Below are 24,391 nucleotides of genomic sequence, written 5' to 3' on the forward strand. Positions count from 1 at the left end.
CTACGCATGTCGTTCTCCTTGATTTGGCAGGGCGGAATAGAGGGCGAGCGCCGCGGGCAGGACGACCGCCACCAGATCGGATGCGGCATGGCGGTCGTGGCCGCCGGCGATCATCACGAGATGCAGCAGGCCGTGGCCGGCCAGGAACGCGGCGCCCGCGACCGCTGCCGGCCACCAGGCCGGCCACAAGGCTCGCGCCGCCAGGCCGAGCCCGGCCGCGATGAAGGCAATGCCGACGTCCTGGACCAAATGAGGGTTGAACGGACCGGTATCGGCGGCACCGGGAACCAGCTGCCACCAGAGGGAACCGGCCGACAGCATCACCAGCCCATTGGCGAGGTTGAAGAGGGCGAGAATTCCTGCAATCCATCGTTTCATGCGAGCCTCCAGCGCCCAGACGAGCGACGGCATTGGAGCGTGACGCCGTCCGGGAAGAAATTTTTCGCTGGGCCGGGCAGGTCGCCGAACTGGTCTGAAATTTGCTCTTGGCAAGCAGGGCAGGACCGGCTACATAGCGCCTTCCGGGCGTGCTGGCACTTGCTGGCATGTCCGTGCTCGCAATCCGAAAACCTGAGATGATAGGAGATCATTCCTTTCCGCATGCCCGCAAGGATGCTCGAAAGGAAGGAGACCCGTCGCCTTCAGAGGAATGAGAGCAGGGGCCTTCAGCGTGCTGAAGTGCCTCGATCCTGTCCAAGACTGCAGGCGCCCGCGAGAACTTAGTGTTTTCAACGGCTTAATCGCATGGCCTGCATAGACGGGTGAAGACCGGATTTTGCACTCCACGTCGCGATCAGTTCGCGGCCGGGAGGCTGGTTTGGTTCGAACCTCGACAGCCCATGGCCGCAAGGCTCTGGGAGGGCAGGCTTCTAGATGTCGTCTTGCCCGGCATGTCCGAAGGGTCTTGCGCCCCAAGGATCAGGTTTAGGGCGGGACGATGGGTGCAACCCGGCGGTCCTGCCTTCGCGGAAAGGCCGCCAACCGGAAAGAGCTTGCTGTGGAACGAGCGGCAAAAAAAGAGTCGGTCGAACAACTTAACGAGGTCTTCAAGACCACGTCGGTTGCGATCGTTGCTCACTATTCCGGCCTCACCGTGGCCCAGATGCAGAAGCTGCGCATGCAGATGAAGCAGGCGGGCGCGTCGGTGAAGGTCTCGAAGAACCGTCTCGCCAAAATTGCTCTTGAAGGCACTGACGTCGCTGCCATCGGCTCCCTGCTGAAGGGGCCGACCGTGATCGCTACTTCGAACGATCCGGTTGCGGCGCCAAAGGTTGCCATCGAATTCGCCAAGGCGAACGAGAAGTTCGTCATCCTCGGCGGCTCGATGGGTAAAACCGTCCTGAATGTCGACAGCGTGAAGGCGCTTGCCTCACTGCCGTCGCTCGACGAACTGCGCGGCAAGATCGTTGGCCTCCTCGTGGCGCCGGCGACCAAGCTTGCTCAGCTCTCCAACGCGCCCGCGGCCAAGCTCGCACGCGTCATTCAGGCTCATGCCTCAAAGGGCGAAGCGGCCTGACCCTTCGCTAATCTCAAACCTGGTTCGAACCAAACGTTTAAGGAACTGAACAATGGCTGACTTGCAGAAAATCGTCGACGACCTATCGAGCCTCACCGTGCTCGAAGCGGCCGAACTCGCCAAGCTCCTCGAAGAAAAGTGGGGCGTGTCCGCCGCTGCCGCCGTTGCGGTTGCCGGCCCGGCTGCTGGTGGTGGCGGTGCCGCTGCTCCGGCTGAAGAGAAGACCGACTTCACCGTCGTGCTGGCTGGGGCCGGCGACAAGAAGATCGAAGTCATCAAGGAAGTCCGCGCCATCACCGGCCTGGGCCTGAAGGAAGCCAAGGACCTCGTCGAAGGCGCTCCGAAGCCCGTCAAGGAAGGCGTCAACAAGGAAGAAGCCGACAAGATCAAGGCCCAGCTCGAGAAGGCTGGCGCCAAGGTCGAGCTCAAGTAATGCGCGATCCGGGAGCGCCGCAGGGCGCTCCCGGGCCATGCAAACGGCGTGCGACAGGTTGTCGCGTGGCGCGCCGGACACAAAAAAGTGTGGGGATCCGTGGACTTAACCCTCGAATCTCCTTTATTGCCATCCCATATCGGGTTGGCAGCGGAAAAACACGGTAGGCGGCGGGGACGGCAGGGTCCTCGGCGGAAGCCGTTGGGAGACAGTCAGATTTCGGGCTTTTTCAGTCCGTAAAGCGGAGCGTTTGGACGAGCGGGTGCAGTGATGCGCCCCGCGCGTTGTTTTGCGTTTTGGAGGCGGTCGGGGCCGGGACGGGGATTTAATTCCTGACTTTGCGCTTCGTTCCTTCGAGACGATTCGAAATTCAACCCGGGGCCGATGGCAGTCGCTCCCGGAAGGTTCGCCCCACAAAGGCGACGAAAATGAGAGGCCACGATGGCGCAGCAGACATTCACCGGTCGCAAACGCGTACGCAAGTTTTTCGGTCACATCAAGGAAGTCGCCGAGATGCCGAACCTCATCGAGGTTCAGAAGGCGTCCTATGACCAGTTCCTGATGGTCGACGAGCCGACCGGCGGTCGGCTCGACGAGGGCCTGCAGGCGGTGTTCCGCTCGGTGTTCCCGATCTCGGATTTCTCCGGCACTTCGATGCTCGAATTCGTCCGCTACGAGTTCGAACAGCCGAAATATGACGTCGACGAGTGCCGCCAGCGCGGCATGACCTTCGCTGCGCCGCTCAAGGTGACGCTGCGCCTCATCGTGTTCGATATCGACGAGGAAACCGGCGCCAAGTCGGTGAAGGACATCAAGGAGCAGGACGTCTACATGGGCGATATCCCGCTCATGACGATGAACGGCACCTTCGTCGTCAACGGCACCGAGCGCGTCATCGTCTCGCAGATGCACCGTTCGCCGGGCGTGTTCTTCGACCACGACAAGGGCAAGACCCATTCGTCCGGCAAGCTGCTGTTTGCCGCGCGCGTGATTCCGTATCGTGGTTCCTGGCTCGACATCGAGTTCGACGCCAAGGACATCGTGTTCGCGCGCATCGACCGCCGCCGCAAGCTGCCCGTGACCTCGCTGATGTACGCGCTCGGTCTCGACGGCGAGCAGATCCTGTCGACCTTCTACAAGAAGATCACCTACAAGCGGACCAAGGACGGATGGCGCGTGCCGTTCGATGCCAACCGCTTCCGCGGCTATTCGACCGTCAACGACCTGATCGACGCCGACACCGGCAAGGTGGTGCTCGAGGCCGGCAAGAAGCTGACCGTGCGCCAGGCGCGCCAGCTTCAGGAGAAGGGCCTGAAGGCGCTGCGCATGTCGGACGAGGAGCTCGTCGGCAACTATCTCGCCGAGGATCTCGTCAACCCGAAGACCGGTGAGATCTACGCCGAAGCCGGCGAGGAGATCACCGAGAAGTCGCTCAAGGTGCTGAACGAGCAGGGCTACAAGGACCTGCCGCTGCTCGACATCGATCACGTCAATGTCGGCGCCTATATCCGCAACACGCTGTCGGCCGACAAGAACATGACGCGCGAGGACGCGCTGTTCGACATCTACCGCGTGATGCGTCCGGGCGAGCCGCCGACGCTGGATTCGGCGCAGGCGATGTTCCAGTCGCTTTTCTTCGACGCCGAGCGCTACGACCTCTCCGCGGTCGGCCGCGTCAAGATGAACATGCGCCTCGAGCTCGATGCGCCCGATACCCATCGCACGCTGCGCAAGGAAGACATCCTGGCGGTCATCAAGACGCTGGTCGACCTGCGCGACGGCAAGGGCGAGATCGACGACATCGACCACCTCGGCAACCGCCGGGTGCGCTCGGTCGGCGAGCTCATGGAGAACCAGTACCGGATCGGCCTTCTCCGCATGGAGCGCGCGATCAAGGAGCGCATGTCGAGCGTCGATATCGACACCGTGATGCCGCAGGACCTGATCAACGCCAAGCCCGCGGCTGCCGCGGTGCGCGAGTTCTTCGGCTCCTCGCAGCTGTCGCAGTTCATGGACCAGACCAACCCGCTGTCGGAGATCACCCACAAGCGGCGCCTGTCGGCGCTTGGCCCGGGCGGTCTGACCCGCGAGCGCGCCGGCTTCGAAGTCCGCGACGTGCATCCGACGCATTACGGCCGCATCTGCCCGATCGAGACGCCGGAAGGTCCGAACATCGGCCTGATCAACTCGCTGGCGACGTTCGCGCGCGTCAACAAGTACGGCTTCGTCGAGACGCCCTATCGCAAGATCAAGGACGGCCGGGTCACCGACGAGGTGATCTATCTGTCGGCGATGGAAGAGGGCCGCTACCGCGTCGCGCAGGCCAACGTGCCGCTCGATGCCAAGGGCCGCTTCACCGACGACCTCGTGGTCTGCCGTCACGCCGGCGAAGTGCTGCCGGTGACGCCGGACAAGGTCGACTACATGGACGTGTCGCCGAAGCAGCTGGTTTCGGTCGCCGCGGCGCTGATCCCGTTCCTCGAGAACGACGACGCCAACCGCGCGCTGATGGGCTCGAACATGCAGCGCCAGGCGGTGCCGCTGGTTCGCGCCGAGGCGCCGTTCGTCGGTACCGGCATGGAAGGCGTGGTCGCCCGCGACTCGGGCGCGGCGATTGCCGCGCGCCGCTCGGGCGTGATCGACCAGATCGACGCCACCCGCGTCGTGATCCGCGCCACCGAGGATCTCGATCCGACCAAGTCGGGCGTCGATATCTACCGGCTGATGAAGTACCAGCGCTCCAACCAGTCGACCTGCATCAACCAGCGTCCGCTGGTGAAGGTCGGCGACATCGTCAAGAAGGGCGACATCATCGCCGACGGTCCGTCGACCGATCTCGGCGAGCTCGCGCTCGGCCGCAACGTGCTGGTCGCGTTCATGCCGTGGAACGGCTACAACTTCGAAGACTCGATCCTGCTCTCCGAGCGGATCGTGAAGGACGACGTCTTCACCTCGATTCACATCGAGGAGTTCGAGGTGATGGCCCGCGACACCAAGCTCGGTCCTGAGGAAATCACCCGCGACATTCCGAACGTTTCGGAAGAAGCGCTGAAGAACCTCGACGAAGCCGGTATCGTCTACATCGGTGCGGAAGTCCGCGCCGGCGACATCCTGGTCGGCAAGATCACGCCGAAGGGCGAGAGCCCGATGACGCCGGAAGAGAAGCTGCTGCGCGCCATCTTCGGCGAGAAGGCCTCCGACGTCCGCGACACCTCGCTGCGCGTGCCTCCGGGCGTGCAGGGCACCATCGTGGAAGTCCGCGTGTTCAACCGCCACGGCGTCGACAAGGACGAGCGTGCGCTGGCGATCGAGCGCGAGGAGATCGAGCGTCTCGCCAAGGACCGCGACGACGAGCAGGCGATCCTGGACCGCAACGTCTACAACCGCCTCGCCGAGCTGCTGGAGAACCGCCAGGGCATCGCCGGCCCGAAGGGCTTCAAGAAGGATACCAAGATCACCCGCGCGGTGCTCGACGAGTATCCGAAGTCGCAGTGGTGGCTGTTCGCCTCGCCGAACGACAAGCTGATGGCCGAGATCGAGGCCATGCGGAAGCAGTACGACGAGTCGAAGAAGGGCCTCGAGCAGCGCTTCCTCGACAAGGTCGAGAAACTGCAGCGCGGCGACGAGCTGCCGCCCGGCGTGATGAAGATGGTCAAGGTCTTCGTCGCGGTGAAGCGCAAGATCCAGCCCGGCGACAAGATGGCCGGCCGTCACGGCAACAAGGGTGTGGTGTCGAAGATCGTTCCGATCGAGGACATGCCGTTCCTCGAGGACGGAACGCATGCCGACATCGTGCTCAATCCGCTCGGCGTGCCTTCGCGCATGAACGTCGGTCAGATCCTTGAGACCCATCTCGGTTGGGCCTGCGCCGGCCTCGGCAAGCGCATCGGCCAGACCATCGACGCCTATTATCACAAGCAGGATCTCAAGCCGCTGCGCGAGACCCTGAAGAAGATCTACGGCGAGGATGAAACCATCAAGTCGCTGAACGACAACGAGCTGGTCGAACTCGGCCGCAATCTGAGCCACGGCGTGCCGATCGCAACGCCGGTGTTCGACGGCGCCAAGGAAGCCGACATTGAGGAGATGCTGAAGCTCGCGGGCTTCGACGCCTCCGGCCAGTCGACCGTTTATGACGGCCGTACCGGCGATCAGTTCGATCGTAAGGTGACGATGGGCTACATCTACATGCTCAAGCTGCACCATCTCGTGGACGACAAGATCCACGCGCGTTCGATCGGTCCGTACTCGCTCGTCACCCAGCAGCCGCTAGGCGGCAAGGCGCAGTTCGGCGGCCAGCGCTTCGGCGAAATGGAGGTCTGGGCGCTGGAAGCCTACGGCGCCGCCTACACGCTGCAGGAGATGCTGACCGTGAAGTCGGACGACGTCGCCGGCCGTACCAAGGTGTACGAGGCGATCGTGCGCGGCGACGACACCTTCGAGGCCGGTATTCCGGAATCGTTCAACGTGCTGGTCAAGGAAATGCGCTCGCTCGGCCTCAACGTCGACCTGCACAATTCCAAGGTGGGACCGGCGTCGACGTCGGAAGCGGCCGAGTAACGCTGTGATCATGCCCGGCGCCAAACGCGCCGGGCCTTCGCACTCCGCTCGGACGTTGGGCGGGGCGCGCGCTGAATAAAAGTTTCGAATTTGCTGCCGGTGACGATCGGCACGCGAGGAGAAGACCATGAATCAAGAGATTATGAATCTTTTCAATCCGACGACCCCGGCCCAGGTCTTCGACCAGATCCGGATTTCGATCGCGTCTCCGGAGAAGATTCTGTCCTGGTCCTACGGCGAGATCAAGAAGCCGGAGACCATCAACTACCGCACCTTCAAGCCGGAGCGTGACGGCCTGTTCTGCGCGCGCATCTTCGGGCCGATCAAGGACTACGAGTGCTTGTGCGGCAAGTACAAGCGGATGAAGTACAAGGGCATTATCTGCGAGAAGTGCTCGGTCGAGGTGACGCTGTCGCGCGTCCGGCGCGAGCGCATGGGCCATATCGAGCTGGCGGCGCCGGTCGCCCACATCTGGTTCCTGAAGTCGCTGCCCTCGCGCATCGGCCTCCTGCTCGACATGACGCTGAAGGATCTCGAGCGGATCCTCTACTTCGAATACTACGTTGTGCTCGAGCCGGGTCTCACCGCGCTGAAGGACCGTCAGCTGCTGTCTGAAGACGAATATCTGAAGGCGCAGGACGAGTACGGCCAGGATTCCTTCACCGCCATGATCGGCGCCGAGGCGATCCGCGAGCTGCTCAAGGGGCTCGAGCTCGAAAAGCTCGAGGCGACGCTGCGTGCCGACATGGCGGAGACCGACTCCGACATCAAGCACAAGAAGCTCGCCAAGCGTCTGAAGATCGTCGAGGCCTTCCGCGTCTCCGGCAACAAGCCGGAATGGATGATCATGACGGTCGTGCCGGTGATTCCGCCGGACCTGCGTCCGCTGGTGCCGCTCGACGGCGGCCGGTTCGCGACCTCGGACCTCAACGACCTGTACCGCCGCGTCATCAACCGCAACAACCGCCTGAAGCGGCTGATGGAGCTGCGTGCGCCCGACATCATCATCCGCAACGAAAAGCGCATGCTGCAGGAGGCCGTCGACGCACTGTTCGACAACGGCCGCCGCGGCCGCGTCATCACCGGCGCCAACAAGCGTCCGCTGAAGTCGCTCGCCGACATGCTGAAGGGCAAGCAGGGCCGGTTCCGCCAGAACCTGCTCGGCAAGCGCGTCGACTATTCGGGCCGTTCGGTGATCGTGGTCGGTCCCGAGCTGCGCCTGCATCAGTGCGGCCTGCCGAAGAAGATGGCGCTGGAGCTGTTCAAGCCGTTCATCTACTCGCGGCTCGACGCCAAGGGCCTGTCCACCACGGTGAAGCAGGCCAAGAAGCTGGTCGAGAAGGAGCGACCGGAGGTCTGGGATATCCTCGATGAGGTGATCCGCGAGCATCCGGTGCTGCTCAACCGCGCGCCGACGCTGCATCGCCTGGGCATCCAGGCGTTCGAGCCGGTGCTGATCGAGGGCAAGGCGATCCAGCTGCATCCGCTGGTCTGTGCCGCCTTCAACGCCGACTTCGACGGCGACCAGATGGCCGTGCACGTTCCGCTGTCGCTCGAAGCGCAGCTGGAAGCGCGCGTCCTGATGATGTCGACCAACAACATCCTGCATCCGGCGAACGGCCAGCCGATCATCGTGCCGTCGCAGGACATCGTGCTCGGCCTCTACTACGTCTCGATCATGCGCGAAGGCCTGCCCGGCGAGGGCAAGATCTTCGGCGACATGGCCGAGCTCGAGCACGCCCTGCATTCGAAGGTCATCCACCTCCACACCAAGATCAAGTACCGGTGGGAAGGCCTCGACGAGGAAGGCAAGCACTCCAAGCGCTGGATCGAAACCACCGCGGGCCGCGTCATGCTCGGCAACCTGCTGCCGAAGAACCCGAAGATCTCGTACGACATCATCAACAAGCTGATGACCAAGCGCGAGATTTCCGGCGTGATCGATCAGGTCTACCGGCACTGCGGTCAGAAGGAGACGGTGATCTTCTGCGACCGCATCATGGCGCTCGGCTTCTACAACGCCTTCAAGGCGGGCATCTCGTTCGGCAAGGACGACATGGTCGTGCCGGCGTCGAAGTGGAAGATCGTGGATCAGACCCGTACGCTGGCGAAGGATTTCGAGCAGCAGTACAATGACGGCCTGATCACCCATGGCGAGAAGTACAACAAGGTCGTCGACGCCTGGTCGAAGGCCGGTGAAGAAGTCGCCAAGGCGATGATGAAGGAGATCTCGTCCACCAAGAAGACGGCGGCGGGCGCGGATGCCGACATCAACTCGATCTACATGATGGCGCACTCCGGTGCGCGTGGTTCGCCGGCCCAGATGCGCCAGCTCGCCGGCATGCGCGGCCTGATGGCCAAGCCGTCGGGCGAGATCATCGAGACGCCGATCATTTCCAACTTCAAGGAAGGTCTGTCGGTGCTCGAGTACTTCAACTCGACCCACGGCGCCCGCAAGGGCCTCGCGGACACCGCGTTGAAGACCGCGAACTCGGGCTACCTGACCCGCCGTCTGGTCGACGTCGCGCAGGACTGCATCATCACGCAGACCGACTGCGGCACCACGCTCGGCATCAAGATGCGCGCCATCGTCGACGCCGGCACCGTGGTCGCCTCGCTCGGCTCGCGCATCCTGGGCCGCGTGGCCTGCGATGACGTGCGCGATCCCGCCACCAACGAGGTCGTCATCAAGCGCGACACGTTGATGGAGGAGAGCCATGTCGACGCGATCCAGCAGGCCGGCATCCAGGAAGTGAAGATCCGCTCGGCGCTGACCTGCGAGCTGATCAACGGCATCTGCGCCAAGTGCTACGGCCGCGATCTGGCTCGTGGCACGCCGGTCAACCACGGTGAGGCCGTCGGCGTCATCGCGGCACAGTCGATCGGTGAGCCCGGCACGCAGCTGACGATGCGCACGTTCCACATCGGCGGCGCCGCCCAGCTCAACGAGCAGTCGTTCGTCGAATCGAACTTCGACGGCAAGATCGTGATCAAGAACAAGGCGATCGCCCGCAACAGCGAAGGCAGCCTGATCGCGATGGTGCGCAACATGGTCGTTGCGATCGTCGATGCCGACGGCACCGAGCGTGCGACCCACCGTATTCAGTACGGTTCGAAGATGCACGTCGACGAAGGCGATATGGTCAAGCGCGGCCAGCGCATCGCCGAGTGGGATCCCTATACCCGCCCGGTGCTGAGCGAGGTCGAGGGCACGATCGGTTTCGAGGATCTGGTCGAAGGCCAGTCGATCTCGGAAACGCTCGACGAATCGACCGGTATCGCCAAGCGCGTGGTCATCGACTGGCGCACGACGCGCGGCGGTTCGGACCTGCGTCCGGCCATCGTGGTCAAGGGCAAGGACGGCAAGGTGATGAAGCTCGCGCGTGGCGGCGATGCCCGCTACATGCTGTCGGTCGACGCCATTCTGTCGGTCGACACCGGCGGGAAGGTGATGCCGGGCGACATCCTGGCGCGTATCTCGACCGAGAGCGCCAAGACGCGTGACATCACCGGCGGTCTGCCGCGGGTGGCGGAACTGTTCGAGGCTCGCAAGCCGAAGGACGCGGCGATCATCGCGGAGACCGCGGGAACGATCCGCTTCGGCCGCGACTACAAGAACAAGCGCCGCATCTCGATCGAGCCGATGGACAAGACCGAGGAGCCGCGCGAGTACCTGATCCCGAAGGGCAAGCACATCCACCTTCAGGACGGCGACATCGTCGAAAAGGGCGATTTCATCGTCGAAGGCAATCCGGCGCCGCACGACATCCTGGCGATCAAGGGCATCGAGGAACTCGCTGCCTATCTGGTCAACGAAATCCAGGAGGTCTACCGGTTGCAGGGCGTGCTCATCAACGACAAGCACATCGAGGTGATTGTCCGTCAGATGCTGCAGAAGGTCGAGGTCACCGATCAGGGCGACACCGACATGATCTCGGGCGAGCAGGTCGACAAGATCGAGTTCGACGCGCTCAACACCAAGGCCAAGGAGGAGGGCAAGAAGCCCGCCACGGGTACGCCGGTTCTGCTCGGCATCACCAAGGCGAGCCTGCAGACCCGCTCCTTCTTCTCGGCGGCGTCGTTCCAGGAGACCACGCGCGTGCTCACCGAAGCTGCCGTCAACGGCAAGGTGGACCCGCTCGAGGGCCTCAAGGAGAACGTCATTGTCGGCCGCCTGATCCCGGCCGGCACCGGCGCCTCGATGGCGCGGATCCGCGAGGTCGCGGTCAAGCGCGACAAGCTGATCCTCGACGAGCGCGAGAAGCAGCAGGCGGCGATCGTGCCGACGGCTCCGGAAGCGGAGCCGCTGGCGCTGCCGCCCGCGGAATAGGCATCCGCAAGACTACGGGTATGGCGAGAAGGCCGGCGTTTAGCCGGCCTTTTTGCTGCTTTCTTTGCTTGCTGCGGTGCAGGGACGCAGTTTGTTCATCTTTCCTTCAGGCAAAAAAGTGCCTTTGCTAGGGTGACTTAGACCGGCTGTTTGGCTCGCGCCGGAGACGACGGAATCCATATGCTCGACTTGGCTATCGTAGGCGGCGGCCCCGGGGGGCTGATGAGCGCCTGGTATTTGAAGCGCAAACTCGGCGACCTCTGCCGCGTTACCATCTTCGAGGCGTCGAACCGCCTCGGCGGCAAGATCGTCACGCGCAAATTCGACACTGCGCCCGCGATGTATGAGGCCGGCGTCGCCGAAATCTATGATTACTCGATGACGGGGCCGGATCCGCTGCGCGAGCTGATCCAGCATTTCGGCCTGCAGACGATCCCGATGGACGCCGAGCAGGTGCAGCTCGACGGCGAACTGCTCGCCGACGTTCCCGGCATGCGCCGTAAGTACGGGGCGAAGACCGCGGCCGCGATCGAGGCGTTCCGCAAGCGCTGCAGCGACCTGGTGTCGCCGATCGAATATTACGAGGGCGTCGGCGCCCACGACAACGAACACCCGTGGGCCTACAAGACCGCCGAGCAGGTCCTCGACGAGGAGGTCGAGGACGCGACCGCCAAGCGTTTCTTCAAGGTGATGGCGCGTTCCGACATCGCGACCGAGAGCCACAACACCAACGGCCTCAACGCGCTGAAGAACTACGTGATGGACGTCGACGGCTATATCGGCCTGTATTCGATCCAGAACGGCAACGAGCAGCTGATCGATTGTCTGCGCTCGGAAGTCAGCGCCGACATCCAGCTCAACCATCGTGTGCTCAAGGTCGGCAAGACCGCTGGCGGCCGCTACCAGCTCAACATGATGAACGGCAAGGGGCCGGAGACGCGCGACTTCGATCTCGTGCTGGTCTGCCTGCCGCACTCCTGGCTCGCGACCATGCGCTGGGACGGCGAACAGCTGCGCAAGTCGATGGTCAAGCACGTCGCCTATTTCGACCGGCCCGCGCATTATCTGCGGGTCTCGATCCTGTTCGACGAGCCGTTCTGGGGCGAGAAGATCCCGGGCGCCTGGTTCATGTCGGAAGCGTTCGGCGGCTGCTGCGTCTACAATGAGGGCGCGCGCCACGATGTCGGCAAGCACGGCGTGCTGAATTGGCTGATCGCGGGCTCGGATGCGCTGGCCTTCGCCAATCTCAGCGACCAGGAGCTGATCGATGCCGCGTTGAAGTCGCTGCCGGCCTCGCTCGGCGATGCGCGCGAGCATTTCCTGGAAGGCAAGATCCATCGCTGGCTGTCGTCGGTCAACGCGCTGCCGGGCGGCCTGCCGGTGCGCGACGTCATGACCAACCACCGGCCCGAGCCGAAGGAGCATCCCGGCATCGTGGTGGTCGGCGACTATCTGTTCGATTCGACGCTGAATGGACTGCTCGATTCCTCCGATGCCGCGACCGACATCATCGTCACCGAGATGATGCGGCTGCGCCGTAGCCGCGCGCAGGACGAGAGCTCGCTGTCCGACAAGATCGACCGCAGCTATTTCGACAATTATCGCGGCGTCGGCCCCTACAGCGAGGTCTGGCGCAACTTCACCGACCCGGCCTATTTGACGGACCTGATCAAGACGGTCTGGGGCAGGGCGAAGGGCTACAAGCTGCTGATCGCCGGCTCCGCCAGCGGCGAACTGGTCGGCGCGCTGCGCGAACGTGGCATCGATGCCTGGGGCATCGAGAACAACCGCTACATCCACGGCAAGACGCCGAAGGCGCTCAAGAAGTACAACAAGCTCGGCTCGATCGCCGACATGCCCTTTAAGACCAACGAGTTCGACTTCGTGTTCGAGACCTCGCTGTGCCATCTCGGCGAGAAGCAGGTCGTGCGCGGGGTGCGCGAGCTCAACCGCGTGGTCAAGACCGGCGTCGTGTTCGCGTCGGTGACCTCTGACATGGCGGCGGCAGTGATCGATCGCTACGACCTGCTGCGCGGGGTGAAGAAGCTCGGCACCTGGTGGGAGTGGTCGGAATTGTTCTTCGGCAACGGCTTCGACCTGTCGATGCACCGCCGCGATTGCACCGATGCGCTGTGGACATTGACGCTGGCCGCCAACAAGGGGCCGGGGCAGTGGTACGCCGACTCCGACAGCCTGCGCTATTCCTTCTTCGACAAGGTCGAAGCCGACCTCGACGATTAGCGGGACAGACCGGAAGCTTTGCCGCCAGGCGACCGGCCTCGTGTCAACCAGCTGTCAAACGGCGGCAATTCTGCGCTCCGCGAATCCGCGCGAGCGCGCCGCGGCGCGTCGGCCGTTCCAAACGCTTTGCCGAATTCGTCGTGATCGCATAGGATTACCGGCGCAGTGTCATCAGCTGCGGTTTCGATTTGCGGTCATGCCGGCCGTGGAGCATCGGTTGGTTTCATGGCGCCAAGACCTCCTGCATCAGACGATCCGACGAGAGCGGCGGCCGACGATCCCGAGCTGAAGAAGAAGCCCGCGTCCGGTCCGCCCGCGGCGGCCGCCTCCACAAAGCCGGCCGCGGCGCCGGCTGACGACGAAGAGGAAGACGACGCGGACGACGAGTTCGAGCTCGATGACGACGATGATGACGAGGACCTCGTCGTCTTCACCGCCAAGGAAGCCGCCGGCGCGCTCTCCACGATCTTTGGCTTCGTCAGGCCGATCCTGGCGAACTACAAGAAGCCGTTCGCCTGCGTCGCCTTCGGCGTGCTGGTCGAGACGTTGTTCAACGTCATCATGCCGCTCAGCCTGAAATTCCTGATCGACGACGCGCTCGGCGAGGAGGATTTCGGGGCCCTCTACAAGATCCTCGGCGTGCTCGCGGTGGCCGGCATCGTCACCTCGATCATCGCGGTCTGGTACGAGCGCTGGGATGCGCGGCTTGGCGCCGGCATCATCGCCGACGTGCGGACGCGGCTGTTCGACCATGTCCAGAACCTGCCGTCGGCCTATTTCGCGCGCACCAAGCGCGGCGAGATCCTGTCGCGCTTCTCGATCGATCTGTCGGCGTTCGAGGGCTCGGTCAAGACCTTCGCCAACAGCGCGGCGCTGCCGGGCCTCGAGCTGGTCGCGGGCATCATCCTGATGCTGTTCCTGAACTGGCAGCTTGCCGTGGTCGCCTTGCTGGTGTTTCCGATCACCCTGATCGGGCCGCGCATCCTGACGCCGAAGGCGGTGCAGGCCAATTACGAGCAGAAGCAGAACGAGGCCGCGCTGCTCGGAACCGTGCAGGAGAACGTCGCCGCGCAGGCGGTGGTGAAGGCGTTCAACTTGCAGCGCCGGGCGCTCGGCTGGTTCACGATGCGCAACCGCGACGTCCGGGCCAAGGCCGCGTCAGCCATGTTCCTGTCGACCATGGTGGAGCGCACCGTCACCATCGCGGTGCTGCTGCTCCACCTCGTGGTGCTGGCGATCGGCGCCTATCTCGCCACCAAGGGGCAGATCACCGTCGGCACCTTCGTGACCTTCGAGAGTGCGTTCTGGGAGGTGTCGTACAACATCGCCCATCTGATGCATTTCATCCCGGTGTCGATCCAGTCGGCGGCGGCGGTGCGGCACATCCAGGAACTGCTCGACGAGCCGACCCGCGGCGCCGACCGTCCCGGCGCGCCGGATCTGCCGCGCATCACCAACGACATCTCCTTCGACCGCGTCACCTTCCAGTATGAGGGGGCGCAGACGCCGGTGCTCGACAATCTCAGCCTCAAGCTCAATGCCGGCAAGAGCATTGCGATCGTCGGTCCCAGCGGCTCGGGCAAGAGCACGCTGATCAACCTGATCCTGCGGCTCTACGTGCCGGACGAGGGCCGCGTCGCCGTCGACGGCGTCGATATCCGCCGGGTGACGCGCGAGTCGCTGCGGGCCAACATGGCGGTCGTGTTCCAGGAAAACATGCTGTTCAACATGTCGATCCGCGAGAACATCCGGCTCGGCAAGGAAGGCGCGACCGACGCGGAGGTCGAGGACGCTGCCCGCAAGGCCGAGATCCATCGCTACATCATGAGTCTGCCGCAGCGCTACGACACGCCGGTCGGCGAGCGCGGCGATACCCTGTCGGGCGGCCAGCGCCAGCGCATCGCGATCGCGCGCGCGATCATCCGTAACCCGTCCGTGCTGCTGCTCGACGAGGCGACTTCGGCGCTCGACCAGACCACGGAGGCTGCGATCAATCGCACGCTGCTCAAGGTCGCCGAGGGCCGCACCATGATCTGGTCGACGCACCGCCTGACTTCGGTGGTCGAGATGGACGAGATCATCGTGATCTCCGGCGGCAGGGCGATCGAACGCGGCTCGCACGAGGAGCTGCTGGCCCGCAATGGCGTCTATCGCAAGCTGTGGGACGACCAGGGACATCTGAATCACGACGAGGACGCCGACGACGCGGACGATGACGATGATGAGGACGAAGACGAGGATGAGGAGGCGTGAGGCCCGTGTCGCGTCACGCCCGGTCCGTGGCGTGCGGACGTTGCCGGAAGTGGTTGGCCGGCTGCGTCGTTGACGCCGCTGCTGCGGGGTTGTGCAGCCGGCGCAGCCAGCCGCGGCCGAGATAGCCGAAAAAGCGCGCCCAGCGCTGGGCCTGCCACGTGGGCCCGCTGCCGACCGACACCTCGCGGAAGCTGAGTGCCTTGGCGTTCGACCAGGCGTCGCAGGCGGTCTTGACCGGATCGTCGTAGAACGCGGTGATCTTCTCCTCGCCCATGCCGTCGGTCGACAGCCAGGCCGGGATGTGGACGTTGCAGAGCTGGGCGACGTCGGTGAACACCTTGTCGGTACCGGTGCCGGTGACGGGGCAGGTGCTGGCGAAGGCATCACCCACCAGCACCACGCCGGCCTGCCGATAGCCGGTGCTGACAAAGATGTCGGCGGGCCTGATCTTGATATCGCCGGCGATGTCGAACTCGCCGGTGAGCCGGCGCAGCCGCGGCAGCGCGGCGTTCAGCGTCTCCACCGGATTGCGCCGCATCGCCCGCAGCCAGGGATCGTCGGCCTTGCGATAGGTGAAGAGGTTGGCGCGCATCCGGTTTCCGACCGGAAACAGCGTGATGTAGGGGATGCGATCGCTCGGCCGCTCCGAGAAATAGGTCATGGCCGCGAACGGGAAGGCGGGGCGGCCGACGGGGACGAAATCGAAGCCGAGCGAGATCGAGTGGCAGAAGCTCGTGACCAGCCGCTCGATGCCGAGCATCCGGCGCAGCCCGACGTTCAGGCCGTTGGCGAGCACCACAAGGCGCGCCGAGATCTCCTCGCCATTGGCAAGCACGAGCCGCTGCCGGTCGGAACTGGTCGCGACATTGATCACCTTGTCGCAGATGAATTCCGCCGGCCCGGCGATTTCGTTCCGAATCGCCGCAATCAGCGCGTCGTACATGATGCCGTATTGCCGGCTCGGCTGCCGGTCGAGCAACCGGCCGAATCGCGCGATCCAGTTCTCGCCGTCCAGCGTCGCCGAGCGGAGCACCGACTCGGCGAGGCCGGTCCTGGCGAATCGCTCGAGCTGGAGGTCGCCGCCGATCTTTTCGACACGGAAATCGAACGGGTAGACCCGGTGGGGGTCGATCAGGACCGTCGGTATCCCGGCACGGCCGAGCATGGCGGCTGCGGTCGAGCCCGCAAGACCGCCGCCGATGATCGCGATGTCGGTGTACCGCATGGGAATTCCGTGGCTGTGACCCCGATTTTTGCCCTGCGAATGGCAAATAAAGGCTTAGTTTCGAAGTTTGCCTTCGGGACTAACTTGGGGAGAGTTGTTTCTATTCATATTTTACCCGGGTATAATATGATTCCGCCCGCGCCCGAAGATTCGGATGAGGGCGCGGGGAGGTCGGTCGGCCGTCACATTTCGCCTTGCGCCGAACCGCGGTGAAATGCGAAATCCGCAAGTGCCAGAGGCGTTTCTTTGCTTGTCGTTTTGCTTGACTTCACTATCTCTCGATTATACAAGGCGCCCACTTAACGACAGGCGGTGAGCTACGCCAGCGTCGGAACGGAACACCCGAAGGTCCTTTTTTGAGGAGCCGGACGGGCACCAACCTCGACGAATGCCGCTCAAACGCTGTCGATGATAGCTAGGCAATGCCAGGACGATATTAGTTCTCTTGAGCACGTCCTCTTGAGAGTGAATTCGGATGCATGACCTCGGTGGCGGACCGAACAGCGAACGCTGAACGGTTCGGGATCGCGGTCCTCTGTGGCGTCGATGCGCTTTCCGCTCAGCGATGAGTGGTTGGCGCGATTTCGCTTTGCGCGGTTGTTTGTTCCGTGTCGAGCGGGCCGTGCGGGACGGCTAGTCCTGAGAAGAAATTTGCGGAGCCATTCAAGGTTTTCGCGCGAACTAAAGGGTGAAGGCTGCATGCCGACGATCAACCAGCTGATCGCAAATCCGCGTGAAGTGCAGAAGTCGCGTAAGAAGGTGCCGGCGCTGCAGCAGTCGCCGCAGAAGCGCGGCGTGTGCACGCGCGTCTACACCACGACCCCGAAGAAGCCGAACTCGGCGCTTCGTAAGGTCGCCAAGGTGCGCCTGACCAACGGCTTCGAGGTGATCGGCTACATCCCGGGTGAGGGCCATAACCTGCAGGAGCACTCGGTGGTCATGATCCGCGGCGGCCGCGTCAAGGACTTGCCCGGTGTGCGCTACCACATCCTCCGCGGCGTGCTGGATACCCAGGGCGTCAAGAACCGTAAGCAGCGTCGTTCGAAGTACGGCGCGAAGCGTCCGAAGTAAGCGGGAACCGATCAGATGTCGCGTCGCCATTCTGCCGAGAAGCGTGAAGTTCTTCCGGATCCGAAGTTCGGGAACATCATCATTACGAAGTTCATGAACTCGGTGATGTACGCCGGGAAGAAGTCGGTTGCCGAAAACATCGTCTACGGTGCGCTCGGCATGATCGAGGCCAAGACCAAGCAGAACCCGCTCGGCGTGTTCGAGCAGGCGCTTGAGAACGTGATGCCGACCATCGAGGTTCGTTCCCGCCGCGTCGGCGGCGCGACCTACCAGGTTCCGGTCGAAGTCCGTTCGGTGCGCCGTCAGGCGCTCGGCATCCGCTGGCTGATCTCAGCCGCCCGCGAGCGCAACGAGAAGACCATGACGGAGCGTCTCTCGGCTGAGCTGCTCGACGCCTCGAACAATCGCGGCAACGCCGTCAAGAAGCGGGAAGACGTGCACCGGATGGCGGAAGCCAACCGCGCGTTCTCGCACTATCGCTGGTAAGGCGAACAACGGAATTTAAGGAACAGTCTCATGCCCCGCCAACATGCCATCGAGGACTACCGCAACTTCGGTATCATGGCGCATATCGACGCCGGCAAGACCACGACCACCGAGCGCATCCTGTATTACACCGGCAAGAGCCACAAGATCGGCGAAGTGCACGAGGGTGCCGCGACGATGGACTGGATGGAGCAGGAGCAGGAGCGTGGCATCACGATCACCTCGGCTGCGACCACCGCGTTCTGGAACGGCAAGCGCCTGAACATCATCGACACCCCCGGCCACGTCGACTTCACCATTGAGGTCGAGCGTTCGCTGCGCGTGCTCGACGGCGCCGTTTGCGTGCTCGACTCCAACCAGGGCGTCGAGCCGCAGACCGAGACCGTCTGGCGCCAGGGCGACAAGTACAAGGTTCCGCGCATCGTCTTCGCCAACAAGATGGACAAGACCGGCGCCGACTTCTTCAAGTGCCTGTCCGACATCGTCGACCGCCTCGGCGCCAAGCCGATCGCGATCCAGCTGCCGATCGGTGCCGAGAACAACTTCAAGGGTCTCGTCGACCTCGTGAAGATGAAGGGCGTCATCTGGAACGATGAATCGCTCGGCGCCAAGTTCGACTATGTCGACATTCCGGAAGATCTGGTCGAGCAGGCCAAGGAGTATCGCGAGAAGATGGTGGAAGCCGCCGTCGAGCTCGACGACGACGCTTTGGCTGCCTTCCTCGACGGCAAGGAGCCGGACGAGGCGACCCTGAAGCGCCTGATCCGCAAGGCCGTGCTGACCGGCGCGTTCTATCCGGTGCTGTGCGGCTCCGCGTTCAAGAACAAGGGCGTGCAGCCGCTGCTCGACGCCGTCGTCGACTATCTGCCGTCGCCGATCGACGTGCCCGCGATCAAGGGTACCGACGATGAGGGCAACGAAGTCGTGCGCAAGGCGGACGACAAGGAGCCGCTGGCGCTGCTCGCGTTCAAGATCATGGACGACCCGTTCGTCGGCACCATCACGTTCTGCCGCATCTACTCCGGCATCCTGCAGTCGGGCACCGGCGTGGTGAACTCGACCCGCGAGAAGAAAGAGCGTATCGGCCGCATGCTGCTGATGCATGCGAACAACCGTGAAGACATCAAGGAAGCCTATGCCGGCGACATCGTCGCACTGGCTGGCCTGAAGGAAGCGCGCACCGGTGACACGCTGTGCGATCCCGACAAGCCGGTGATCCTCGAGAAGATGGAATTCCCGGAGCCGGTGATCGAGATCGCGATCGAGCCGAAGTCGAAGGCCGACCAGGAAAAGCTCGGCGTGGCGCTTGCCAAGCTCGCCGCGGAAGATCCGTCGTTCCGCGTGTCGACCGACCAGGAGTCCGGCCAGACCATTCTCAAGGGCATGGGCGAACTTCATCTCGACATCAAGGTCGACATTCTCAAGCGCACCTACAAGGTCGACGCCAACATCGGCGCGCCGCAGGTGGCGTTCCGCGAACGCGTGACCAAGAAGGCCGAAGTCAAGTACACCCACAAGAAGCAGACCGGCGGTACCGGTCAGTTCGCCGAAGTGTCGATCGTCGTCGAGCCGAACGAGCCCGGCAAGGGCTATGAGTTCGAGTCGAAGATCGTCGGCGGCGCGGTGCCGAAGGAATACATCCCCGGCGTCGAAAAGGGCCTCAACAGCGTGATGGGCTCCGGTGTCGTTGCCGGCTTCCCGGTGGTGGACGTCAAGGTGCAGCTGGTCGACGGCAAGTATCACGACGTCGACTCGTCGGCACTGGCGTTCGAAATCGCATCGCGGGCTGCGTTCCGCGAAGCGTTGACGAAGGGCAAGTCCGTTCTGCTCGAGCCGATCATGAAGGTCGAGGTGGTGACCCCGGAAGACTACACCGGTTCGGTCATCGGCGACCTGAATTCCCGGCGTGGCCAGATCCAGGGCCAAGACATGCGCGGCAACGCCAACGTCATCAACGCGATGGTGCCGCTCATGAACATGTTCGGTTACGTGAACAACCTGCGCTCGATGAGCCAGGGTCGCGCGACCTTCACCATGCAGTTCGATCACTACGCCGAAGCTCCGGCGAACGTGTCGGCTGAAGTCCAGAAGAAGTTTGCCTGATTGTCGTTGATGGCAGTCAACGATTGAACGGAGAGTCAAATGGCCAAAGCTAAATTCGAACGTAACAAGCCCCACTGCAACATCGGCACCATCGGTCACGTCGACCATGGCAAGACCTCGCTGACCGCAGCGATCACCAAGGTGCTCGCAGAAACCGGCGGCGCGACGTTCACCGCCTACGACCAGATCGACAAGGCGCCGGAAGAGAAAGCCCGCGGCATCACGATCTCGACCGCTCACGTCGAGTACGAGACGACCAACCGCCACTACGCCCACGTCGACTGCCCCGGCCACGCCGACTACGTGAAGAACATGATCACCGGTGCCGCCCAGATGGACGGCGCGATCCTGGTCGTGTCGGCTGCTGACGGCCCGATGCCGCAGACCCGCGAGCACATCCTGCTCGCCCGCCAGGTCGGCGTGCCCGCGCTCGTCGTGTTCCTCAACAAGTGCGACATGGTCGACGATCCGGAGCTGCTCGAGCTCGTCGAGCTCGAAGTCCGCGAGCTGCTCTCGAAGTACGAATTCCCGGGCGACAAGATCCCGATCATCAAGGGCTCGGCGCTCGCCGCCCTCGAAGACAAGGACAAGAAGCTCGGCCACGACGCCATCCTCGAGTTGATGCGCAATGTCGACGAGTACATCCCGCAGCCGGAGCGTCCGATCGACCAGCCGTTCCTGATGCCGGTTGAAGACGTGTTCTCGATCTCGGGCCGCGGCACCGTCGTCACCGGCCGTGTCGAGCGCGGCGTGATCAAGGTCGGCGAGGAAATCGAAATCGTCGGTATCCGCGACACCCAGAAGACCATCGTCACCGGCGTCGAAATGTTCCGCAAGCTGCTCGATCAAGGCCAGGCCGGCGACAACATCGGTGCGCTGCTCCGCGGCACCAAGCGCGAGGAAGTCGAGCGTGGCCAGGTGCTGTGCAAGCCCGGTTCGGTCAAGCCGCACACCAAGTTCAAGGCCGAGGCTTACATCCTCACCAAGGAAGAGGGCGGTCGCCACACCCCGTTCTTCACCAACTACCGTCCGCAGTTCTACTTCCGCACCACCGACGTGACCGGTGTCGTGCACCTGCCGGAAGGCACCGAGATGGTGATGCCGGGCGACAACATCGCGATGGAAGTGCACCTGATCGTGCCGATCGCGATGGAAGAGAAGCTGCGCTTCGCGATCCGCGAAGGCGGTCGCACCGTCGGCGCCGGCGTCGTCGCCGCGATCATCGAGTAACTACGCGAATAGGGAATGGCGAGTAGCGAGTGGGTCACTCCATTCGCTATTCGCTACTCGCCACTCACTAAAGAAAGAATACGGCAATGAACGGCCAAAATATTCGCATCCGTCTCAAGGCGTTCGACCATCGAATCCTCGATACGTCGACCCGCGAGATCGTGAACACGGCGAAGCGCACCGGTGCGCAGGTTCGCGGACCGATTCCGCTGCCGACCCGCATCGAGAAGTTCACCGTCAACCGTTCGCCGCACGTTGACAAGAAGAGCCGCGAGCAATTCGAGATGCGCACCCACAAGCGCCTCCTCGACATTGTCGACCCGACCCCGCAGACCGTCGATGCGCTGATGAAGCTCGACCTGGCCGCCGGTGTCGACGTCGAGATCAAGCTCTAAGGTTTTGGATTTTTACGTCCGCCGCTTGCGGACAGAAAGACAGGAAGCACGCCGATGCGCTCCGGAGTGATCGCACAAAAGGTCGGGATGACGCGGGTCTTTACGGAGACCGGCGAGCATATCCCTGTGACCGTGCTGAAGTTGGGCAACTGCCAGGTGCTGGGCCACCGCACGACCGAGAAGAACGGCTATGTCGCTCTTCAGCTCGGCTCGGGCGCCCGCAAGACCGTGTACATGCCCAAGGCCGAACGTGGCCAGTTCGCGGTCTCCAAGGTCGAGCCGAAGCGCAAGGTCGCCGAGTTCCGCGTGTCCGAGGACGCGCTGATCCCGGTCGGCGCGGAAATCCAGGCGGACCATTTCGTGGTTGGCCAGTTCGTCGACGTGACCGGCACCTCGATCGGTAAGGGCTTCGCCGGCGGCATGAAGCGTTGGAATTTCGGCGGTCTGCGCGCCACCCACGGTGTGTCGATCTCGCACCGTTCGATCGGTTCGACCGGTGGCCGTCAGGACCCCGGCAAGACCTTCAAGAACAAGAAGATGCCCGGTCACATGGGCGTCGACCGCATCACCACGCTCAATCTGCGCGTGGTTTCGACCGACGTCGAGCGCGGCCTGATCCTCGTCGAAGGCGCCGTTCCCGGCTCCAAGGGCGGCTGGATCTCGGTGCGCGACGCGGTCAAGAAGCCGCTGCCGAAGGACGCCCCGAAGCCCGGCAAGTTCAAGGTTGCAGGTGGCGAAGCTGCCGAGGCTGTGGCTGAGAAGGAGGGCGTGTGAGATGGAATTGAAAGTCACGACCCTTGAAGGCAAGGACGCCGGATCCGTCGAGCTCTCGGACGCGATCTTCGGTCTCGAGCCGCGCGCCGACATCATCCAGCGCTGCGTGCAGTGGCAGCTGAACAAGCGTCAGGCCGGTACCCACAAGGCCAAGGGCCGCGCCGAGATCTGGCGCACCGGCAAGAAGATGTACAAGCAGAAGGGCACCGGCGGCGCCCGTCACGGCTCGGCCCGCGTGCCGCAGTTCCGCGGCGGTGGCCGTGCGTTCGGTCCGGTCGTTCGCTCCCATGCGACCGACCTTCCGAAGAAGGTGCGCGCGCTCGCGCTCAAGCATGCGCTCTCGGCCAAGGCCAAGGACGGTGGGCTGATCGTGATCGACAATGCGCAGCTCGAGGCCGCCAAGACCAAGGCGCTGCTCGGCCACTTCTCCGGCCTCGGACTGACCAACGCGCTGATCATCGACGGCGCCGAGCTCAACGCCGGTTTCGCGACCGCGGCCCGCAACATTCCGAACATCGACGTGCTGCCGATCCAGGGCATCAACGTCTACGACATTCTCCGCCGCCAGAAGCTGGTGTTGACCAAGGCTGCGGTTGATGCGCTGGAGGCGCGCTTCAAATGAAGAACATCGATCCGCGCCACTACGACGTCATCATCTCTCCCGTCGTGACGGAAAAGGCGACGCTCGCCTCCGAGCACAACAAGGTGATGTTCAAGGTCGCCGGCAAGGCGACCAAGCCGCAGATCAAGGAAGCGGTCGAGAAGCTGTTCGACGTCAAGGTGAAGAGCGTCAACACTCTCGTTCGCAAGGGCAAGACCAAAGTGTTCCGCGGCAACCTCGGCTCGCAGTCGGACACCAAGCGCGCGATCGTGACCCTGGAAGAGGGCCACCGCATCGACGTGACTACCGGACTATAAGGCGCAACGACGATGGCATTGAAAACCTACAATCCCACGACGCCGGGCCAGCGCCAGCTGGTCATGGTCGATCGTTCGGCGCTCTACAAGGGCAAGCCGGTGAAGACCCTGACCGAGGGCAAGCTCGGCAACGGCGGTCGCAACAACACCGGTCGCATCACCGTGCGTTTCCGCGGCGGCGGCCACAAGAAGGCCTACCGCACCGTCGACTTCCGCCGCGACAAGGTGGACATGCCGGCGGTCGTGGAGCGGCTCGAGTATGATCCGAACCGCACCGCGTTCATCGCGCTGATCAAGTATCAGGACGGTGAGCTGGCCTACATCCTGGCGCCGCAGCGCCTGGCGGCAGGCGACACCGTCGTCGCCGGCAACTATGTCGACGTCAAGCCGGGCAACGTCATGCCGCTCGGCAACATGCCGGTCGGCACGATCGTGCACAACATCGAGCTGAAGATCGGCAAGGGCGGTCAGCTGGCGCGCTCCGCCGGCACCTACGCCCAGATCGTCGGCCGCGACCAGGACTACGTGATCGTCCGCCTGAACTCGGGCGAGCAACGTCTGGTGCACGGCCGTTGCCGCGGCACGATCGGCGCGGTCTCCAACCCGGATCACATGAACATCTCGATCGGCAAGGCCGGTCGTACCCGCTGGCTCGGCTGGCGTCCGCACAACCGCGGCGTCGTCATGAACCCGATCGATCACCCGCACGGCGGTGGTGAAGGTCGTACCTCGGGCGGTCGCCACCCGGTTACTCCGTGGGGCAAGCCGACCAAGGGCAAGAAGACCCGCACCAACAAGTCGACCAACAAATTCATTCTCCTCAGCCGCCACAAGCGGAAGAAGTAAGGAACGCCGG

General features: G+C 63.5%; 17 protein-coding genes. 15 read left to right on the forward strand and 2 right to left on the reverse strand.

What is annotated here, in order from left to right:
• A complete protein-coding gene (locus QA635_RS18730; protein ID WP_283070933.1) occupies positions 1–411 on the reverse strand; it encodes a hypothetical protein in 411 nt (136 codons plus the stop codon).
• A 586-nt stretch (positions 412–997) separates the two neighbouring features.
• Here QA635_RS18730 and rplJ point away from each other — a divergent pair.
• The 6 genes from rplJ to QA635_RS18760 all read left to right on the forward strand — a co-directional run bounded on the left by rplJ (position 998) and on the right by QA635_RS18760 (position 15,333).
• Complete coding sequence (rplJ, locus tag QA635_RS18735; protein ID WP_028335452.1) at positions 998–1,516, forward strand: 50S ribosomal protein L10; 519 nt, start codon at positions 998–1,000, stop codon at positions 1,514–1,516.
• Positions 1,517–1,568: 52 nt separating this feature from the next.
• Positions 1,569–1,949 (forward strand): 50S ribosomal protein L7/L12, encoded by a 381-nt coding sequence (rplL, locus tag QA635_RS18740; protein ID WP_028335453.1) that lies wholly within the window; start codon positions 1,569–1,571, stop codon positions 1,947–1,949.
• Positions 1,950–2,390: 441 nt separating this feature from the next.
• Positions 2,391–6,509 carry a DNA-directed RNA polymerase subunit beta gene (gene rpoB, locus QA635_RS18745; RefSeq protein WP_057019553.1) on the forward strand — a complete coding sequence of 1,373 codons (4,119 nt, stop codon included), beginning with the start codon at positions 2,391–2,393 and terminating at the stop codon, positions 6,507–6,509.
• Between the two features lie 127 nt (positions 6,510–6,636).
• Positions 6,637–10,839, forward strand: a complete 4,203-nt coding sequence (rpoC, locus tag QA635_RS18750; protein ID WP_057019552.1) for a DNA-directed RNA polymerase subunit beta' — start codon at positions 6,637–6,639, stop codon at positions 10,837–10,839.
• A gap of 180 nt (positions 10,840–11,019) precedes the next feature.
• Complete coding sequence (locus QA635_RS18755; protein WP_283070937.1) at positions 11,020–13,080, forward strand: FAD-dependent oxidoreductase; 2,061 nt, start codon at positions 11,020–11,022, stop codon at positions 13,078–13,080.
• 225 nt (positions 13,081–13,305) lie between these two features.
• Complete coding sequence (locus QA635_RS18760) at positions 13,306–15,333, forward strand: ABC transporter ATP-binding protein (protein WP_283070939.1); 2,028 nt, start codon at positions 13,306–13,308, stop codon at positions 15,331–15,333.
• Between the two features lie 13 nt (positions 15,334–15,346).
• Here QA635_RS18760 and QA635_RS18765 read toward each other — a convergent pair whose 3' ends face one another.
• A complete protein-coding gene (locus tag QA635_RS18765) occupies positions 15,347–16,558 on the reverse strand; it encodes an FAD-dependent oxidoreductase (protein WP_283070940.1) in 1,212 nt (403 codons plus the stop codon).
• A gap of 699 nt (positions 16,559–17,257) precedes the next feature.
• On the opposite strand from QA635_RS18765, the gene rpsL reads away from it, so the two are divergent.
• The 9 genes from rpsL (at position 17,258) to rplB (ending at position 24,381) form a co-directional block, all read left to right on the forward strand.
• Complete coding sequence (rpsL, locus tag QA635_RS18770) at positions 17,258–17,629, forward strand: 30S ribosomal protein S12 (RefSeq protein ID WP_006611834.1); 372 nt, start codon at positions 17,258–17,260, stop codon at positions 17,627–17,629.
• Between the two features lie 15 nt (positions 17,630–17,644).
• Positions 17,645–18,115: a 30S ribosomal protein S7 gene (rpsG, locus tag QA635_RS18775; protein WP_016843741.1), complete on the forward strand. Its 471-nt coding sequence runs from the start codon at positions 17,645–17,647 to the stop codon at positions 18,113–18,115.
• A gap of 30 nt (positions 18,116–18,145) precedes the next feature.
• A complete protein-coding gene (gene fusA / locus QA635_RS18780) occupies positions 18,146–20,218 on the forward strand; it encodes an elongation factor G (protein ID WP_057019548.1) in 2,073 nt (690 codons plus the stop codon).
• 39 nt (positions 20,219–20,257) lie between these two features.
• Complete coding sequence (tuf, locus tag QA635_RS18785) at positions 20,258–21,448, forward strand: elongation factor Tu (RefSeq protein ID WP_018272140.1); 1,191 nt, start codon at positions 20,258–20,260, stop codon at positions 21,446–21,448.
• A gap of 86 nt (positions 21,449–21,534) precedes the next feature.
• Positions 21,535–21,843: a 30S ribosomal protein S10 gene (gene rpsJ, locus QA635_RS18790; RefSeq protein ID WP_002712302.1), complete on the forward strand. Its 309-nt coding sequence runs from the start codon at positions 21,535–21,537 to the stop codon at positions 21,841–21,843.
• 54 nt (positions 21,844–21,897) lie between these two features.
• Positions 21,898–22,617 carry a 50S ribosomal protein L3 gene (gene rplC, locus QA635_RS18795; protein ID WP_057019547.1) on the forward strand — a complete coding sequence of 240 codons (720 nt, stop codon included), beginning with the start codon at positions 21,898–21,900 and terminating at the stop codon, positions 22,615–22,617.
• Position 22,618: 1 nt separating this feature from the next.
• Entirely contained in the window at positions 22,619–23,239 is a 621-nt protein-coding gene (rplD, locus tag QA635_RS18800; protein WP_016843745.1) for a 50S ribosomal protein L4, read from the forward strand.
• Complete coding sequence (locus QA635_RS18805; RefSeq protein WP_028339313.1) at positions 23,236–23,535, forward strand: 50S ribosomal protein L23; 300 nt, start codon at positions 23,236–23,238, stop codon at positions 23,533–23,535. The genes rplD and QA635_RS18805 overlap by 4 nt, the downstream gene beginning before the upstream one ends.
• 12 nt (positions 23,536–23,547) lie before the next feature.
• A complete protein-coding gene (gene rplB / locus QA635_RS18810) occupies positions 23,548–24,381 on the forward strand; it encodes a 50S ribosomal protein L2 (RefSeq protein ID WP_021081655.1) in 834 nt (277 codons plus the stop codon).
• Positions 24,382–24,391: the final 10 nt, after the last annotated feature.

This window comes from Bradyrhizobium brasilense (assembly GCF_029714345.1).
Lineage (GTDB): Bacteria > Pseudomonadota > Alphaproteobacteria > Rhizobiales > Xanthobacteraceae > Bradyrhizobium > Bradyrhizobium australafricanum.

Bases quoted from the DNA above. Each gene is read 5' to 3' on its own strand.
- fusA (WP_057019548.1), top strand. From the start codon at position 18,146: ATGCCCCGCCAACATGCCATCGAGGACTACCGCAACTTCGGTATCATG.
- rpsG (WP_016843741.1), top strand. From the start codon at position 17,645: ATGTCGCGTCGCCATTCTGCCGAGAAGCGTGAAGTTCTTCCGGATCCG.
- rpsL (WP_006611834.1), top strand. From the start codon at position 17,258: ATGCCGACGATCAACCAGCTGATCGCAAATCCGCGTGAAGTGCAGAAG.
- QA635_RS18805 (WP_028339313.1), top strand. From the start codon at position 23,236: ATGAAGAACATCGATCCGCGCCACTACGACGTCATCATCTCTCCCGTC.
- QA635_RS18755 (WP_283070937.1), top strand. From the start codon at position 11,020: ATGCTCGACTTGGCTATCGTAGGCGGCGGCCCCGGGGGGCTGATGAGC.
- QA635_RS18765 (WP_283070940.1), bottom strand. From the start codon at position 16,558: ATGCGGTACACCGACATCGCGATCATCGGCGGCGGTCTTGCGGGCTCG.
- QA635_RS18730 (WP_283070933.1), bottom strand. From the start codon at position 411: ATGCCGTCGCTCGTCTGGGCGCTGGAGGCTCGCATGAAACGATGGATT.
- rpsJ (WP_002712302.1), top strand. From the start codon at position 21,535: ATGAACGGCCAAAATATTCGCATCCGTCTCAAGGCGTTCGACCATCGA.
- tuf (WP_018272140.1), top strand. From the start codon at position 20,258: ATGGCCAAAGCTAAATTCGAACGTAACAAGCCCCACTGCAACATCGGC.
- rpoB (WP_057019553.1), top strand. From the start codon at position 2,391: ATGGCGCAGCAGACATTCACCGGTCGCAAACGCGTACGCAAGTTTTTC.
- rplL (WP_028335453.1), top strand. From the start codon at position 1,569: ATGGCTGACTTGCAGAAAATCGTCGACGACCTATCGAGCCTCACCGTG.
- rplD (WP_016843745.1), top strand. From the start codon at position 22,619: ATGGAATTGAAAGTCACGACCCTTGAAGGCAAGGACGCCGGATCCGTC.
- rplB (WP_021081655.1), top strand. From the start codon at position 23,548: ATGGCATTGAAAACCTACAATCCCACGACGCCGGGCCAGCGCCAGCTG.
- rpoC (WP_057019552.1), top strand. From the start codon at position 6,637: ATGAATCAAGAGATTATGAATCTTTTCAATCCGACGACCCCGGCCCAG.
- rplC (WP_057019547.1), top strand. From the start codon at position 21,898: ATGCGCTCCGGAGTGATCGCACAAAAGGTCGGGATGACGCGGGTCTTT.
- QA635_RS18760 (WP_283070939.1), top strand. From the start codon at position 13,306: ATGGCGCCAAGACCTCCTGCATCAGACGATCCGACGAGAGCGGCGGCC.